Source organism: Micromonospora sp. NPDC048898, from assembly GCF_043198035.1.
Classification (GTDB): domain Bacteria; phylum Actinomycetota; class Actinomycetes; order Mycobacteriales; family Micromonosporaceae; genus Micromonospora.
The window spans coordinates 303,034-317,739 of sequence record NZ_JBICUF010000006.1; the positions used below are offsets into that span (position 1 = coordinate 303,034).

The 14,706-nt window shown below is 72.3% G+C and carries 14 protein-coding genes; 9 read left to right on the forward strand and 5 right to left on the reverse strand.

Annotated elements, in window-relative coordinates; all coding sequences use genetic code 11:
• Positions 1–81 precede the first annotated feature (81 nt).
• The 3 genes from ACGFIQ_RS19225 to ACGFIQ_RS19235 are packed head-to-tail and all read right to left on the reverse strand — an operon-like array spanning position 82 to position 3,409.
• Entirely contained in the window at positions 82–1,551 is a 1,470-nt protein-coding gene (locus tag ACGFIQ_RS19225; protein WP_393245268.1) for a hypothetical protein, read from the reverse strand.
• Positions 1,548–2,369: a TIM barrel protein gene (locus tag ACGFIQ_RS19230; protein WP_393245270.1), complete on the reverse strand. Its 822-nt coding sequence runs from the start codon at positions 2,367–2,369 to the stop codon at positions 1,548–1,550. Before ACGFIQ_RS19230 ends, ACGFIQ_RS19225 begins: the two co-directional genes overlap by 4 nt.
• Before the next feature lie 2 nt (positions 2,370–2,371).
• Entirely contained in the window at positions 2,372–3,409 is a 1,038-nt protein-coding gene (locus tag ACGFIQ_RS19235) for a zinc-binding alcohol dehydrogenase (protein WP_393245272.1), read from the reverse strand.
• 115 nt (positions 3,410–3,524) lie between these two features.
• On the opposite strand from ACGFIQ_RS19235, the gene ACGFIQ_RS19240 reads away from it, so the two are divergent.
• Genes ACGFIQ_RS19240 through ACGFIQ_RS19255 form a run of 4 tightly spaced genes read left to right on the forward strand, consistent with a single transcriptional unit; the run spans position 3,525 to position 7,401 of the window.
• Positions 3,525–4,919, forward strand: coding sequence for an ABC transporter substrate-binding protein (locus tag ACGFIQ_RS19240; protein ID WP_393245274.1), 1,395 nt, complete (start codon positions 3,525–3,527; stop codon positions 4,917–4,919).
• Complete coding sequence (locus ACGFIQ_RS19245) at positions 4,916–5,875, forward strand: carbohydrate ABC transporter permease (protein WP_393245276.1); 960 nt, start codon at positions 4,916–4,918, stop codon at positions 5,873–5,875. Before ACGFIQ_RS19240 ends, ACGFIQ_RS19245 begins: the two co-directional genes overlap by 4 nt.
• Positions 5,875–6,741, forward strand: coding sequence for a carbohydrate ABC transporter permease (locus tag ACGFIQ_RS19250; protein ID WP_357559530.1), 867 nt, complete (start codon positions 5,875–5,877; stop codon positions 6,739–6,741). The genes ACGFIQ_RS19245 and ACGFIQ_RS19250 overlap by 1 nt, the downstream gene beginning before the upstream one ends.
• Positions 6,742–6,795: 54 nt before the next feature.
• Entirely contained in the window at positions 6,796–7,401 is a 606-nt protein-coding gene (locus ACGFIQ_RS19255; protein WP_393245279.1) for a class I SAM-dependent methyltransferase, read from the forward strand.
• A 32-nt stretch (positions 7,402–7,433) separates the two neighbouring features.
• Here ACGFIQ_RS19255 and eccB read toward each other — a convergent pair whose 3' ends face one another.
• Entirely contained in the window at positions 7,434–8,810 is a 1,377-nt protein-coding gene (gene eccB, locus ACGFIQ_RS19260; protein ID WP_393245281.1) for a type VII secretion protein EccB, read from the reverse strand.
• Between the two features lie 126 nt (positions 8,811–8,936).
• On the opposite strand from eccB, the gene ACGFIQ_RS19265 reads away from it, so the two are divergent.
• Positions 8,937–9,656, forward strand: coding sequence for a spermidine synthase (locus ACGFIQ_RS19265; protein ID WP_393245283.1), 720 nt, complete (start codon positions 8,937–8,939; stop codon positions 9,654–9,656).
• Between the two features lie 207 nt (positions 9,657–9,863).
• Complete coding sequence (locus ACGFIQ_RS19270; protein ID WP_357076185.1) at positions 9,864–10,037, forward strand: hypothetical protein; 174 nt, start codon at positions 9,864–9,866, stop codon at positions 10,035–10,037.
• Between the two features lie 12 nt (positions 10,038–10,049).
• Here ACGFIQ_RS19270 and ACGFIQ_RS19275 read toward each other — a convergent pair whose 3' ends face one another.
• Positions 10,050–11,852, reverse strand: coding sequence for an acyl-CoA dehydrogenase (locus ACGFIQ_RS19275; RefSeq protein ID WP_393245285.1), 1,803 nt, complete (start codon positions 11,850–11,852; stop codon positions 10,050–10,052).
• A gap of 154 nt (positions 11,853–12,006) precedes the next feature.
• Between ACGFIQ_RS19275 and ACGFIQ_RS19280 the strand changes: the two genes are divergently transcribed.
• The 3 genes from ACGFIQ_RS19280 to ACGFIQ_RS19290 all read left to right on the forward strand — a co-directional run bounded on the left by ACGFIQ_RS19280 (position 12,007) and on the right by ACGFIQ_RS19290 (position 14,467).
• Complete coding sequence (locus tag ACGFIQ_RS19280) at positions 12,007–12,429, forward strand: MmcQ/YjbR family DNA-binding protein (protein ID WP_393245287.1); 423 nt, start codon at positions 12,007–12,009, stop codon at positions 12,427–12,429.
• A 124-nt stretch (positions 12,430–12,553) separates the two neighbouring features.
• Positions 12,554–13,591 (forward strand): L-dopachrome tautomerase-related protein, encoded by a 1,038-nt coding sequence (locus tag ACGFIQ_RS19285; RefSeq protein ID WP_393245289.1) that lies wholly within the window; start codon positions 12,554–12,556, stop codon positions 13,589–13,591.
• 180 nt (positions 13,592–13,771) lie between these two features.
• Positions 13,772–14,467, forward strand: coding sequence for an alpha/beta fold hydrolase (locus ACGFIQ_RS19290; RefSeq protein ID WP_393245291.1), 696 nt, complete (start codon positions 13,772–13,774; stop codon positions 14,465–14,467).
• The last annotated feature ends 239 nt before the right edge of the window (positions 14,468–14,706 follow it).

The window sequence follows — 14,706 nt, forward strand, 5'->3', positions numbered from 1 at the left end:
GGCGGTCGACCGTTGAGGTGGCGCCGAGCGGGGCAGCCGGGACCGGGCACGGCCACCACCTGGTACGCGCCGAGGGCGGGCTCAGTCGGCCAGCAGGTCGAGCAGCAGCGCGGCGGTCCAGCTGAACGCTGGCGAGCCCAGCCCGGCGCCGGTGTCCGGGTGGAAGTACTCGTGGCAGCCGGCCCCGCCGACCAGGTCGATCATGGAGCGGCGCAGCCCGGCGGCCAACTCCGGGTGCCCGTGCGTGAGCAGCCCGCGGTGGACCAGCCAGCCGATGTTCAGCCAACTCGGCCCACGCCAGTAGCGCAGGGGCTCGAAGTCGGGTGCGGTGCGGTCGTGGGTGGGTAACGGCCGGTCCATCCGGCGGGCCACCCCGAAGCGCGCCGACCGGGCCTCGACGACAATCGCATCGGCCTGCCGCGCGGGCAGGTCGGGCAGGATCAGCGGCGCCAGCCCGAGCACGGTACGGGCGCTGACGAGCCGGTCGGTGCGCAGATCACGGGGCTGGAACGTCCCGGTGCCGGGGTCGTGGAGCCGTCGTAGCAGCGCCTCGGTGATCTGGGCCGCGCGAGCCCGGTGCGGCCCCGGGTCGGCGCCGACAAGCACGGCGATCTCGGCGAGGGCGTGTTCGGCGGACCCGAAGGCCGCGTTGAACAGCGGGCACTCCACCAGGAAGGGATGGTGGTCGGCCAGCGGGCGGTCGGCGTAGCCGTGGTCCCGGTAGGCCGCGACGATCGCCAGGTAGCGCGCGTAGTCCAGGTCCGTGGGGCGGTGCGCGGCGTCGGCGTGCACGGTGTCGTGCCGACGGTACGCGCGCATGACGGACGCCTCCGCCGGCACCGCGGCCATCGGCTCGTCCCAGGCCGGGCTGTTGTCCAACCCGGACTCCCACGGGTGCACGATGCAGACCAGCCCGTCACCGGCCACGTCCCGCCGCGTCGCCAGGTAGTGCTGCTGGGCGACCAGCGCGGGATAGAGCCGACGCAGTGCTGCCAGGCCGGCCGGGTCGGGTGCCCGCCGGTACGCCAGCAACGCGGCGAGCGCGTGCACCGGTGGCTGGACCAGGCCGGAGGTGTCCACGGCGGGTGCGCCCTCGACGCTGGCCGAGCGCCACAGCTCCGGGCCGGGGAAGTACGCGCCGACCCGCATCGCCGGGTTGAACACGATGTGCGGCACCCGTCCGTCGGCCCACTGCGCCCGGAAGAGGCTCGCCAGCTCCTGCCAGGCCCGCTCGGGGCGGATCTGGGCCAGCCCGATCGCGATGAACGCGGAGTCCCAACTCCACTGGTGCGGGTAGAGGGTGCGCGAGGGCACGGTGTGGTCGTGTTCCCAGTTGGCGTCGAGGGTGTCGACGGCGAGCCGACGCAGCCCGGCCGGGTCGGTCGGCCCGCCGGAGCCGGCCGGGCCGCCGGCGGCGCGGGTCGGGTCGGCGCGGATCGGATGGACCTCGGCGCCGACGCGCGTCGGGTCGGCGGTGACGCTCCCATCGACGCCCGTCGGCTCGGCGGTGACGGCCCCGTCGACGCGCGTCGGGTTCGCACCGGCGGTCATGCGGCGGCCCGCCGGGGCAGCGCGTGTCGCAGGACCGTGGCGGCCTGTTGCAGGGCCCGGACCGGGTCGCCGCGCAGCCGGCACTCCAGGGCCAACCAGCCCCGGTAGTCCAGCTCCAGCAGGGTGCGCACCAGCGCCGGCCAGTCCAGGTGCCCGGCACCTGGCTGGAACCTGTTGGAGTCGCTGACCTGCACGTGCCCGAGGTACGGCGCGGCGGCACGCAGGGCGCGATGCATGTCGTCCTCCTCGATGTTCATGTGGAAGGTGTCCGCGACGACCCGCACCGACGGCAGCCCGAGCGCGGCGCAGAGCGCGACCGCCTCGTCGAGACGGTTGACCATGTGATCCTCGTACCGGTTGAGGGGTTCGAGAAAGAGGCTGACCCCCTCGGCCCCGGCGTGCTCGCCCAGCTCGCCCAGGGCGTCGAGGAGAACCTGCCGGTCGCCGGCCGGCGGACGCGGCGGTTCGAACGGTGGTAGCCGCCGGGAGAACATCCCCCAGGCCGCCGGGGTCATCACCCCGACGCCGCCCAACTCGGCGATCACCGAGAGCTGCGAGCGCAGGTTGCCGACGGCGTCACCGGAGCGGGCGGGGTCGAAGTCGCCGATGAAGTGGTCCATCTCGACGCAGACGGTGGGCATCACCACCCCGGCGGCGCGGGCTCGGCGCAGCTCGGGCAGGCGGCGGGCGAACGCCAGGTCGCCGCGCCCGCGTAGCTCGATGCCCTGGTAGCCGAGGGCGGTCGCGAGGGCGTACTTCTGGATCAGGTCGGTGCCCGGCAGGAGTTGTTCCTGGCAGGCCAGCGCGATGGTGGTCATCTTTAGAACCTCAACACCACTTGGAGGACGTCACCGGCGCCGCGGTCGAGCAGCGCGAGGGCGTCGGCGACGGCGCTGGCGTCGACGATGTGGCTGACCAGCGGCATCGGGTCGAGGCTGCGCTCAGCCACCAGATCCATGAAGGTCTGCGCGACCCGGTCACCGGTCCACCGGCCGGCCATGCTCGGCGCGGGGGTGGGACCGGAGACCTGGGCGGCCACCAACTGGATGCGGTTGTGGTGGAACTCCTCGCCGAGGCCGAGCGCGTCGGCCTGGCCCTGGTAGAAGCCGGCGGCCACGACCCGGCCGGCGTGTGCGGTGGACCGGATCGCCTCGTGCAGCGCCGGGTACGTGCCGGACATCTCCAGGCAGACGTCCGCGCCCCGGCCGGCGGTGAGGTGCCGCAGCACGGTGGCGGCGGACTCGACGCCGACGTCCACGGTGGATCGGGCACCGTAGCGGGCGGCGTGCGCCAGCCGGTCGGGCAGCTGGTCGACGGCGACCACCCGCGCCCCGGAGAGCACGGCGAGTCGGGTGGCGAGCAACCCGATGACGCCCTGCCCGAAGACGCCGACCCAGTCGCCGAGGTGCAGGTCACCAGCGAGCACGGCGGTCAGCGCGATGGCGCCGGGTCGGGCGAAGACCGCGGCGAGCGGGTCCAGCCCGGCGGGGAGCGGACGGACCGCGTCGGCGGCGAGCACCGCCTCGGCCCGGTGCCCCCAGATGCCCCAGACGAGCTGCCCGGGGTGCCGGTCGGTGACCTCCGGGGCCACCTCGACGATCTCGCCGACCTCTTCGTAGCCGAAGCCGATCAGCGGGTAGGGCACCGGGCTCTGTCGGGGGACGAACATCCGGGCGACGTCGTCCCAGTCCTTGCTGAGCCGGGGATTGCTGCCCCGGTAGAGGGTCAGCTCGGTGCCGGCGGAGATGCCCGAGTAGCAGGTGCGGACCCGGACCTGGCCGGGGCCGAGCGGATCTGGCGGGCAGGGCTCGAGGCTGATCCGTCGAGGCCCGGCGAGAGAGACAACCCAGTTGCCCATGCGTCACATCCCGGTAGCACTGGGCTCCAGGATAGCAAAAAATCGCGATATGTCTTGTTATTGATCTATCGAACGTGTTGAATCCGTCATGTACCCTTCGAGAGGAGTGCCACCGATGTCAGCACCTCCGAGGCGGATACTCGCCACCACCCTGATCATGGCACTGACTGCGTCCTCCCTGCTGGCCTGCGGCGACGACGAACCGGACAGCAACAGCAAGAAGATCACCGTCTGGAGCCTGGAAGACGTCGCCGACCGGGTCACCGCCACCAAGGCGATCATCGCCGACTTCACCGCGAAGACCGGGATCCAGGTCGACCTCGTGACAGTCAACGAGGACCAGTTCCCCTCCCTGATCGCCGCCAACGCCGCCGCCGGCGACCTGCCCGACGTGGTCGGCTCGGTCTCCCTGGCCGGCATCCGTACGCTCGCCGGCAACGAGCTGCTGCACGCCTCGGCGAACGCGGAGGTCGTCGACAGGCTGGGCAAGCAGACGTTCTCCCCCCGAGCGCTGGAGCTCACCTCCGACGACGGCAAACAACTCTCCGTGCCCAGCGACGGGTGGGGGCAGCTGCTCGTCTACCGCAAGGACCTGTTCGCCGCCGCCGGCCTGCCCGCCCCCGACACGTACGAGCGGATCACCGACGCCGCGGCGAAACTCAACACCGGCGGCGTTGCCGGCATCACCGCGGCGACCTCGCCCAGCGACGTGTTCACCCAGCAGACCTTCGAGCACCTGGCACTGGCCAACGGCTGCCAGCTCGCCGACGACTCCGGAAAGGTCACCCTCGACTCGCCCCAGTGCGTCGAGGCGTTCCGCTTCTACGGCGACCTGATCCGCACCAGCTCGGTGAAGGGCGCACAGGACGTGGACACCACCCGGGCCACCTACTTCGCGGGCAAGGCGGCCATGGTCATCTGGTCGCCGTTCATCCTCGACGAGCTGGCCGGGCTGCGCAACGACGCCAAGCCGACCTGCCCGCAGTGCCAGTCCGACCCGGCGTTCCTCGCGAAGAACAGCGGGTTCGTCACCGCGATCAAGGGCCCGAACGGCACCGAGCCGGCGCAGTACGGCGAGATCAGCTCGTGGGCCGTGCTCGACGGCGCGGCGGCCGACCCGGCGAAGTCCTTCGTGGAGTACATGCTCGGCGACGGCTACCCGCGCTGGTTCGGCATGTCCCCCGAGGGTCGCTTCCCAGTGCGCAAGGGCACCCCGGCCGAGCCCGAGGCGTACCTGACGGCCTGGAACACCAGCCAGGCCGGTGTGGACGCGAAGAAGCCCCTCGCGGACGTGTTCGGCGACGAGGTGCTCGCCGACCTGCGCCGCAGCCCGGACACCTTCCAGCGCTGGGGGCTCACCCAGGGGCAGGGCAAGCTGGTCGGCGCCATGCTCGGTGAGCTACCGGTGCCCAAGGCGTTGAGTGACGTCTACTCCGGCAAGTCCGACGCCGCGGCCGCCGCCGGCCGCGCCAAGAAGGACGTCGAGGCCATCAAGGCGGGCGTCAATTGACCACCACCGCGCCGGAGACCGGCCGCTCCCCCACCCGGGACCGGCCGGGACGGCCCGGCCGCCGTCGCCCACTGACCCTGCGCCGCCGCGAGTCCCGTGCCGGGCTCGCGCTCGTCGCACCGACCCTGCTCGTCACCGTCGCGGTCATCGGCATCCCGATCGTGTGGACGGTGGTGCTCGCCTTCCAGCGGGTCCGGCTCGCCACGTTGCGCAAGACCGGCCTGTTCGGCGAGTTCACGATGGACAACATCGACCGGGTGCTGCACACCCCCGGCTTCGCCGAGACACTGTGGGTCACGCTGATCTACAGCATCGGCGGTACGGTCGGGTCGATCCTGCTCGGTCTGGTGGCCGCCCTGGTGGTCCGCCGACCGTTCCGGGGCCGCACGCTGGTGCGGGCGTCCATGCTGCTGCCGTACGTGGCGCCGGTGGTCGCGGTGACGTTCGTGTGGCAGGTGATGCTCGACCCACAGCTCGGCATCGTCAACGCGTGGGGCCAACGCCTGCTCGGCTGGGACGCACCGGTGCCGTTCCTGTCCCAGGAGTCGACAGCGCTGACCACGGTGATCGTCTTCGAGGCGTGGCGGTACTTCCCGTTCGCGTTCCTGTTCCTGCTGGCCCGGCTCCAGGCGGTGCCCGGTGAGTTGGAGGAGGCGGCCCGGGTCGACGGCGCCACACCCACCCAACGCTTCCGGCACATCCTGCTGCCGCAACTGCTGCCGGTGATCGCCCTGCTCGGCGTGCTGCGTTTCATCATGACGTTCAACAAGTTCGACGACGTCTACCTGCTCACCGGCGGCGCCGCCGGCACCGAGGTGGTCAGCGTGCGGGTGTACGAGTTCCTCACCGCCCGCACCGACATCGGCGCGGCCTCCGCGCAGGCGGTCGTGCTGGCCCTGGTGCTCATCGTGTTCGTGGTGATCTATCTGCGCTTCTTCGGACGGAGGGTGGGCTGATGGACCGGGACGTGGTCGAGACGGTGAGCCTGCGTTGGCTGCGCCGCCTGGTGATCGCCGTGTTCCTGGTGGTCACCGTCTTCCCCTTCTACTACATGCTGGTGCTCTCGGTGCGCCCCATCGAGCAGCTGCTGCTCGACCCGGGTGCGCTGCTCGTCGGCTTCGGCGAGCTGACGGTGGCCACGTACGCCGAGGTCCTCAAGGCCACCGACGACGGCGGCCAGGGGTTCCTGACGTTCATCCGCAACAGCGGGCTGGTCGCGGTCGCGGCGACAGTGCTCACCCTGGTGGTGGCGATCCCCGGCGCGTACGCGGTGGCCCGGCTGCGGTTCTTCGGCCGGCGGCAGGTCGACTTCCTGTTCCTGGCGGTCTACCTGTTTCCGTCGATCGTCATCGCGATCCCGCTGTTCGTGGTGTTCAGCCTCGCCGAGCTGCGCGGCTCGCTGTTCGGCCTGGTGCTTGTCTACATCTCGCAGACGCTGCCGGTGTCGGTCTACATGCTGAGGAACTACTTCGAGACCATTCCGGTCAGTCTGGAGGAGTCCGCCGCCATCGACGGCGCCGGTCGGCTCGGCATCATCCGCCGCGTCAGCCTGCCCCTCGCCATGCCATCGATCATGGCGGTCGCGCTCTACGACTTCATGATCGCCTGGAACGAGTTCCTCTTCGCCCTGCTGTTCCTGGTCGACAAACCCAACAGGTGGACGGTGTCGCTGGGGTTGTCCCTGCTCGCCGACGGGGTGGAGGTGCCCAAGACGGTGCTGATGGCCGGGTCGGTGGTGCTCACCCTGCCCATCGTGATCCTCTTCTTCGCCAGCGAGCGGCTGCTCACCGAGGGGCTGACCAGCGGCGCGGAGAAGGGCTGATCGTCTCCCCCGGGTCCCCCGCCGCACCCCCACCGACCCGGTTACGGTGGCCTCATGGCCAACCCGACCCGCTGGGCGACCGACACCGGTCCCGAGCACTCACAGTGGTATATCGACCGGTTCCGCAAGCTCGTGGCCGAGGGCGCGGACCTGGCCGGCGAGGCCCGACTGGTGGATGCCCTCGTCGCGCCCGGTTCCCGCATTCTCGACGCCGGCAGCGGCACCGGCCGCGTCGGTGCCGCGCTGGCCGAGCGGGGGCACACGGTGGTCGGTGTGGACGCCGACCCCGCGCTGGTGGATGCCGCCCGCGCCGACTATCCCGGCCCGACGTGGCTGGTCGCCGACCTCGCCGAGCTGGATCTACCGTCACAGGGTGAGGCCGAGCCGTTCGACGCGGCGGTGTTGGCCGGCAATGTGCTCGCCTTCGTCGCCGTCGGCACCGAACCGGACGTGCTGCGCCGCGTGGCGGCGCACCTGCGACCCGACGGCGTGCTGACCGTGGGCTTCGGCACCGAGCGTGGCTACCCGCTGACCGCGTTCGACGCCGACGCGGTGGCCGCCGGGCTGCGCGTGGAGCAGCGCTTCGCCACCTGGGATCTGCGCCCGTGGCGCGACGACGCGGCGTTCGCGGTGACGATCCTGCGCCGCCCGGCCGGGTGACACCGGCCCGGCCCTGATCGGCCGGGTCACCCTCAGTCTCCGGCGGCGACGGCCCGTGCGGCGGCCGGGTCCAGGGTCGCCCCGGCGGGCACGAGGCTGACCAGCCCGGCCGGCAGCCGCAACGGACGCACGTTGCGGTAACCGAGCATCGGGAGCACCTCCCGGTCCGCCACCACGTACCGTCGGCCCAGGTCGGTGACCACGGACACCGCGCCGCCGGACGCGCCGGGCGCCGCGGCGGCCTCGACCACCGCGCCGCGACCCGGCTCGACCACCACGTGGTCGGCCAGCACCGCGTCGCCGCCGGGCGCGGTGCGTGGCATGGCCGCCAGGTCCCGCAGCGGTACGCCCCAGCGCACCTCGGCAACCCCACCGTCGTCGGCGACGCGGGCGCAGAGGGCCCCGTCGTCGCTGGCCGCGAGCCGGGGCGGGGTCGGCGGTGGGGCGGTGGCGCCGCCCGGGGCGAGGTCGGGCACCGTGGGCAGCGCGGCGAAACGGCCCAACGTCATCGGCACCGGCTCGCCCTGCCCGGTGCGCGCCAGCAACAGCCCGGCCTGCAACTCGGTGATGCCGGCCAGGCCGGCGTCGACGGCCACCGCGTACTGCCGGCCGCCACCGGAGTTGCTCACCAGGTAGACGGTGCCGACCGTGGCGCCCGCCACCCGGGTCGCGGGCTGCCCCAGCCCGGGAAGGTCCAGCGGGGCGAGGTCGGCGCCGGTGGGCAGTGAGTTGAGCAGGGCGGGCGCCACCGCCACCGCCTGCGCGCGGGTGGTGGCGAGCGCCGCGAGCACCCTGCTGGGATCGCGGACGAGGTGGCGCCGCTGGTGCCAGACGAGGTGCAGCCCGCCGTCGGGGTGCCGCAGCAGCAACGCCTCGTCGCCCAGCAGTCGGCCGCCGTCGGGCTCGGTGCCGATCAGCAGCGCGGAGCGGGGTGCCTCGCCCGCCGGGGCCGTCGAGCAGACGGTCCACGCCGCCGTGGCCAGCCGGCCGGGGGCGGGCAGCGAATCGGGCGCGTCGGCGATGCCCAGCGGCAGCCCGCGCGGCACACCGTCGATCGTGCGTCGGGAGACCAGCACGGTCTTCGACTGGTCCGCGCCGACGATCAGCAGCGCCGAGGCGTAGTTGAGCACCGGGTGCAGCCGCTGCTCGCGATAGACGAACCGGGCACCGGACTCCTTCTCCACGATCACCGCACCCGGGTCGCGCCAGCCGTTGCCGCCGCCGGCGAACAGGCCGTAGAGCGCGAAGCCGCCGAGCGCGATCGCCGCGACCAGGACGCTGGCCAGGCCGGCGCCGGCCAGCCGCCGAAACGGTGACTGTGCCGGGTCGGTCTCCCGCATGACCAGGGCGGCGACCGCCCGCTGCACGCTGAACTGGTAGGAGTGCAGCTGGTCCTGCCGCGACGGCATGAGAGTCCCTCCGGTGGATCGGCCGGGCACAGAATATGCGTTGCGTCGATGTCGCGTGGACCCTGCGTGGCCGGCCCGGGGCAACCGGTACCATCCGGGGACGAATCCGGCGGCGAGAGGGCACCCGTGGGCGCGCGTTTCGAAGAGCTGGCCTGGCGGGAGACCCCGATCGGCGCGATCAGCCTGCGCCGACGCCGGGACCCGGCCCTCCAGGTCGAGGTGTACGAGGTCAAGCTCGACGACGAGTACCTGATGTCCAGCCTGTTCCCGGTCGCGGAGATCGAGTTGGCTCGGCTCGGCCTCGCCGAGGTGACAGGTGACTCGCTCGACGTGGTCGTCGGCGGTCTCGGGCTGGGCTACACCGCCTGCGCGGCGCTGGGCGACCCCCGGGTGCGGTCGCTGCTGGTGGTGGAGGCGATCGAGGACGTGATCGACTGGCACCGCCGGGGTCTGCTGCCGTTCGCGGCGGGGCTCGCCGAGGACCCGCGGACCCGGTTCGTGCAGGCCGACTTCTTCGCGGCGGTGGCCGGTACGACCGGCTTCGACGCCGAGGTGCCCGGCCGGCGGTTCGATGCCGTGCTGCTCGACGTCGACCACTCCCCGCGCAACGTCCTGCACCCCAGCCACGCGGCGTTCTACCCGCCGGCCGGGTTGCGCCGGCTGGCCGCCCTGCTGCGCCCCGAGGGGGTGTTCGCGCTCTGGTCGGACGACCCGCCGGACGCCGAGTTCACCGCGGCGCTCGCCGAGGTCTTCGTGGACGTACGGGCACACGTCGTGCCGTTCGCCAACCCGTTGACCGGCGGTGAGTCCGCCAACACGGTCTACGTGGCGCGCACCAAGGGCTGAGCCGGCTCGGCGGCCCGGTCAAGCGCGCCGGTGATCGACTCGGTTTCCCGGAAGTCGGGTCAACCCCGCGTCCCGGACCCCCCGAGTTCAAGGAACCCGAGTCGATCAGGGGCGCTTCTCACCGCAGGCGGGGCATGGTGGCGGCCGGATCGGGAAGGTGACCTTCGTGCCCGCCGCACCAGGCGCGGCCGGTTACCGGAGGTGGACATGCGTGCACTGCTCTGGGTCGTCGGCGTGGTCGCCGGCGTGCTGATCCTGCTCGGGCTGATCCTCGAGGCCGTCCGCTGGCTGATCATCATCGGTCTGATCGCGCTGGTGATCGTGATCATCCTCGGCGTGGTCAAGGGGCGACAGGCGATGCGGCACCAGGGCCGACGATGACGGCCGGCCCGGTCAGAACCAGTCCGGGCGCATGTCGAGGGTCGTCCGGTCCCGGCTGTCCAGCAGGTCGAACTGCGGGCCGGTTCGGGGCAACTCGACCCTGAAGAAGTAGCGTGCGGCCTGCCGCTTGCCCGCGTGGAACCCGTCGCCGTCCTCCTCCGGCGGCAGCGTCAGCACCTGCTCCAGCCACATCCACGCGATCACCACGTGCCCGACCGCCTCCAGGTACGCGCTGGCGTTGGCCAGCGCCAGCACCGGATCGCCGTCGGCCCAGAGTCGACGGGTGACCTCGGTGACGCGGTCCACCGCACCCGCCAGCCGGTCCGCCAGATCGGCCGCCTCACCGCCGGCCTTCCGGCCCCGCTCGACGGTGTCGCCGATCGTCGCGGTCAACACGGTGAGACCGGCACCGCCCCGCATGGTCATCTTGCGCCCCAGCAGATCCAGCGCCTGGATGCCGTGGGTGCCCTCGTGGATCGGGTTGAGCCGGTTGTCCCGGTAGTGCTGCTCCACGTCGTGATCGCGGGTGTAGCCGGCACCTCCGAGCACCTGGATCGCCAGGTCGTTGGCGGCCAGGCACCACTGCGACGGCCAACTCTTGGTGATCGGCGTGAGCACGTCCAGCAGCAGGTGCGCGCGCTCGCGGTCGGCGTCGGCGTCGGCGGTCTGCTGCTCGTCGAGCAGCCGCGCGCAGTAGAGCACCAGCGCCAGTGCCCCCTCCACGTAGCTCTTCTGGGCCAGCAGCATCCGGCGTACGTCGGGGTGGTCGATGATCGGCACCTGCGCCGAGGCCGGGTCCTTCGCACCGACCGGCCGGCCCTGCGGCCTCTCCTTGGCGTACGCCAGGCTCTTGAGGTAGCCGGTGTAACCCAGCGCGGTGGCGCCGGCCCCGACCCCGATCCGGGCCTCGTTCATCATGTGGAACATCTGCGCCAGGCCCTGGTGCGGCGGGCCGACCAGGTGACCGACCGCACCGGCGCGACCGCCCGGGGCGTGCGCGCCGTCGCCGAAGCTGAGCAGGGCGTTGGTGGTGCCCCGGAAACCCATCTTGTGGTTGAGCCCGGCCAGCACCACGTCGTTGCGGTCGCCGAGTGAACCGTCCGCACCGACGAGCACCTTGGGCACGATGAACAGCGAGATGCCCTTCACCCCGGGCGGCCCGCCGGGGATCCGCGCCAGCACCAGGTGGACGATGTTCTCGGCCAGCTCGTGGTCGCCGCCGGAGATCCACATCTTGGTGCCGAAGAGCCGGTACGTGCCGTCCGCCTGCGGCTCGGCGCGGGTGGTGATGTCGGCCAGTGAGCTGCCGGCGTGCGGCTCGGACAGGCACATGGTGCCGAAGAACCGGCCCTCCAGCATGGGCCGGACGTAGGTGTCCACCTGCTCGGCGCTGCCGTGCGCCAGCAGCAGGTTGGCGTTGCCCAGCGTGAGGAACGGGTACGCCGAGGTGGCCACGTTCGCGGCCTGGAACCAGGCGAAGCAGGCCGCCGCGACGGCGTGCGGCAACTGCAGGCCGCCGACCGAGGCGTCCAGGCCGGCGCTGAGCAGGCCCGTTTCGGCGAAGCTGTCCAGCGCCGCGCGAACCTGCGGGATGAGCCGCACCCGCTGCCCGTCGAAGGTGGGCTCGGCGAGGTCGGCGGCCCGGTTGTGCGGGGCGAACTGCTCGGTGGCCACCCGCTCGGCGAGGTCCAGGGCGTCGTCGAAGGTCTCCCGGGAGTGCTCGGCGTAGCGGGGTCGCTCGACGAGTTGACCCACCTTCAGCCAGTCGTGCAACAGGAAGTCGAGGTCACGGCGGGAGAGCAGACTGGACGGCACGGCACTCCTCAACGGGCACGGGGGGTGGGGTGGGCCCGGACGACGGCCCAGGATCACCACGCCCATCCTCGCGGATCGACGGTGCACGCACCACCGGGCGGGGAGGCCGTCGACGAGCGGAACTTGTCACACCACCCGACTACCGTCGCTGCCCGTGACCGAACCCGGAGACGTCCCACCCGAGATCCTCGACCGGCTGCGGCCGATCTGCCTCGGGCTGCCGGAGACCTACGAGGAGCCCGCCTGGGTGGGCATCCGCTGGCGGATCCGCCAGCGGACCTTCGCCCACGTGCACACCGTCGACCCCGACCGCCAGGTGACGCACGGCCGGGCCGCCGCGCTCGACCGTCCCACCTGCCGGCTGGTCTTCCGGTCGCCACTCGACGAGATCGCCGGGCTCCTCGCCAGCGGACACCCCTTCTACAAACCGGACTGGGGCCCGAACGTGCTGGGCGTGCTCCTGGACGGGGACACCGACTGGGGCGAGGTGGGCGAGTTGCTCACCGAGAGCTACTGCGTGCAGGCTCCGAAACGGCTCGCCGCCCTGGTCGGTCCCCCGACACCGGACACCGGCTGAGCGCTGGCTGTCGCTCGGCCGGCGGTTTCGCCAGGTGTGCTCCGGGGATACCGCGCCGGGTGGCCGGAGCCGTCGGTCACCGACTGGAGCCGAGGACGCCACCGGGCGGGTGAGGAGCGGGCCGATGACGGCGCTGCCCACCGAGGAGGATCCCCGGTTGACACCGGTGCTGCGCGAGGACCGGGTGTGCACGGGCGTGACGACCCTGCGCGGGCGGGTGTTCCTGAGCTATCCATCGGCCGACCGGCCCGGCGTGCAGGTGGTCGAGGCGCTGCCGGACGGCAGTCGCGACTCGTACCCCGATGTCGCGTGGAATCGGCCCGACCAGCCGCCGGGTGGCGCGTTCGTGCACGTCAACAGCGTGCGCGCCGGCCCGGACGGCAGACTGTGGATCGTCGACTCGGGTACGCCGCAGATCGGCGGCCAGCAGGTGCCAGGCGGCGCCCGACTGATCGTGGTCGACCCGGACGGCGACCGGGTGGACCGGGTCTACCACCTCGACCGGGCGGTGCGTCCGACCAGCTACGTCGACGACGTCCGGTTCAACGGCCCGACGGCGTACCTCAGCGACGCGGGGGTGCCCGGTCTCATCGTGCTCGACCTCGACTCGGGTCGGCCCCGCCGGGTGCTGGACGGGCATCCGAGCACGGTGGGTGGGCCGTTGGTAGCCGACGGTCGGGCGCTGCGCGACCCGGACGGTGCCGAGGTACGCCTGCACGTCGACCAACTGGAGGTGTCGCCGGACGGGCGGTGGCTCCACTACCAGCCGGCCTCCGGCGGGATGTCCCGGATCGCCACCCGCTGGTTGGACGACCCGTCGGTGTCCGCCGACGAGATGGCTCGACGGGTCGAACGGTGGTGCGACACGCCTAGCACCGGCGGTACGGCCATCGACGCCAACGGCACCATCTACCTCAGCGACGTGCGGCGACGACGCGTCCTCGCCCTCGCACCGGACCGCAGCGTGCGTACGCTCGTCGCGGACCCCCGACTGGCCTGGGTGGACGCGATGTGGCTCGATGCCGATGCCCGGCTCTGGATGCCGGTGGCGCAGTTGCACCTGACCGCCGGGCTCAACGGCGGGCACTCGGCGGTCGACTACCCGGTGTGGATCTATCGGATGCCGGTCGACGTCGGTCCGCCCGCACTGGACCACACCTGAGCGCACACCGGCGTCGGTATGTTGCCCCGCATGCATCGTGAGTGTCGGATGCTGCGGGCCCCCGGTGGGCATCTACTGTGCGTGCTGCCGGTGGCGGGCCCACCGGAGGTCTTCGCGGCGCGGGCCCGCACCTGGCCCTGAGCCGCCGGGCTGTCACAGGGCGGCGCTAGGGTGCCGGCCATGGCTGATTTCGTGTTGGTGGCGGGGGCGTGGCTGGGTTCGTGGGCATGGGACGAGGTGGTTCCGTCACTGCGTGCGGCCGGGCACGACACCTACCCGTTGACGCTCTCCGGCCTCGCCGACAAGCAGGGCGTGGCCGCTGGCCAGCAGACCCACGTGCGGGACATCGTCGATGAGGTCGAGCGCCGCGACCTGCGCGACGTGGTGCTGGTCGGGCACAGCTACTCGGGCATCCCGGTGGGCCAGGCCGCCGGGCGAATCGGTGACCGGCTGACCAGGGTGATCTTCGTCGACTCTGAGGTGCCGGTCGACGGCGCGTCGTTCGTGTCCGAGTGGTGGCAGGGGCCGTCGGCACTGGAGTCGGTGATCGCCGACAATGGCGGCTACTGGCCGCCGCTCGGTGCGGCCGACTTCGACGGTCAGGGGCTCACCGACGAGCAGGTGGCCCGTCTGATCGACGGCTCCACGCCGCATCCCGGTGCCACGCTCAGTGAGCCGGCCGTGTTGACCCGGCCGTTGGGCGACCTCCCGGCGACGTACGTCAAGTGCCTGCTCGACGGGCCCGAGCCCAACGACACCGTGGCCAAGCTGCTGACCAGCGACCACTGGCGACTTGTCACGATGGCCACCGGTCACTGGCCGATGATCTCCCAGCCCACCGAGTTGGCCGGCGTGCTGCTGACGGAGACCAGCTGACGACGCGACGCAGGCCCGACCTCCACCGGAACGGCCGCTGGTGGCCGCACCGCCAAGCCCTCATCGCCCGCGATGCCTGTGAGTCATAACGATGACTCACAGGCATCGCTCATCCGGGTGGTGCCCTCTCCGGCACCGCCTCCGATCGCGCCGGCGGGCCGATCCCCAACCGGGTCGATGCGGTGACCAGCGCCCCGGGCAACGGCGGCCCAGGGTCCGGGAGACGGCGGGTCAGCGTC

Excerpts from the sequence above, each read along its gene's own strand:
- eccB (WP_393245281.1), bottom strand. The coding sequence starts at position 8,810 with ATGCCGTCGCGGCAGGACCAGCTGCACTCCTACCAGTTCAGCGTGCAG.
- ACGFIQ_RS19240 (WP_393245274.1), top strand. The coding sequence starts at position 3,525 with ATGTCAGCACCTCCGAGGCGGATACTCGCCACCACCCTGATCATGGCA.
- ACGFIQ_RS19255 (WP_393245279.1), top strand. The coding sequence starts at position 6,796 with ATGGCCAACCCGACCCGCTGGGCGACCGACACCGGTCCCGAGCACTCA.
- ACGFIQ_RS19230 (WP_393245270.1), bottom strand. The coding sequence starts at position 2,369 with ATGACCACCATCGCGCTGGCCTGCCAGGAACAACTCCTGCCGGGCACC.
- ACGFIQ_RS19270 (WP_357076185.1), top strand. The coding sequence starts at position 9,864 with ATGCGTGCACTGCTCTGGGTCGTCGGCGTGGTCGCCGGCGTGCTGATC.
- ACGFIQ_RS19285 (WP_393245289.1), top strand. The coding sequence starts at position 12,554 with ATGACGGCGCTGCCCACCGAGGAGGATCCCCGGTTGACACCGGTGCTG.
- ACGFIQ_RS19250 (WP_357559530.1), top strand. The coding sequence starts at position 5,875 with ATGGACCGGGACGTGGTCGAGACGGTGAGCCTGCGTTGGCTGCGCCGC.
- ACGFIQ_RS19225 (WP_393245268.1), bottom strand. The coding sequence starts at position 1,551 with ATGACCGCCGGTGCGAACCCGACGCGCGTCGACGGGGCCGTCACCGCC.
- ACGFIQ_RS19290 (WP_393245291.1), top strand. The coding sequence starts at position 13,772 with ATGGCTGATTTCGTGTTGGTGGCGGGGGCGTGGCTGGGTTCGTGGGCA.
- ACGFIQ_RS19235 (WP_393245272.1), bottom strand. The coding sequence starts at position 3,409 with ATGGGCAACTGGGTTGTCTCTCTCGCCGGGCCTCGACGGATCAGCCTC.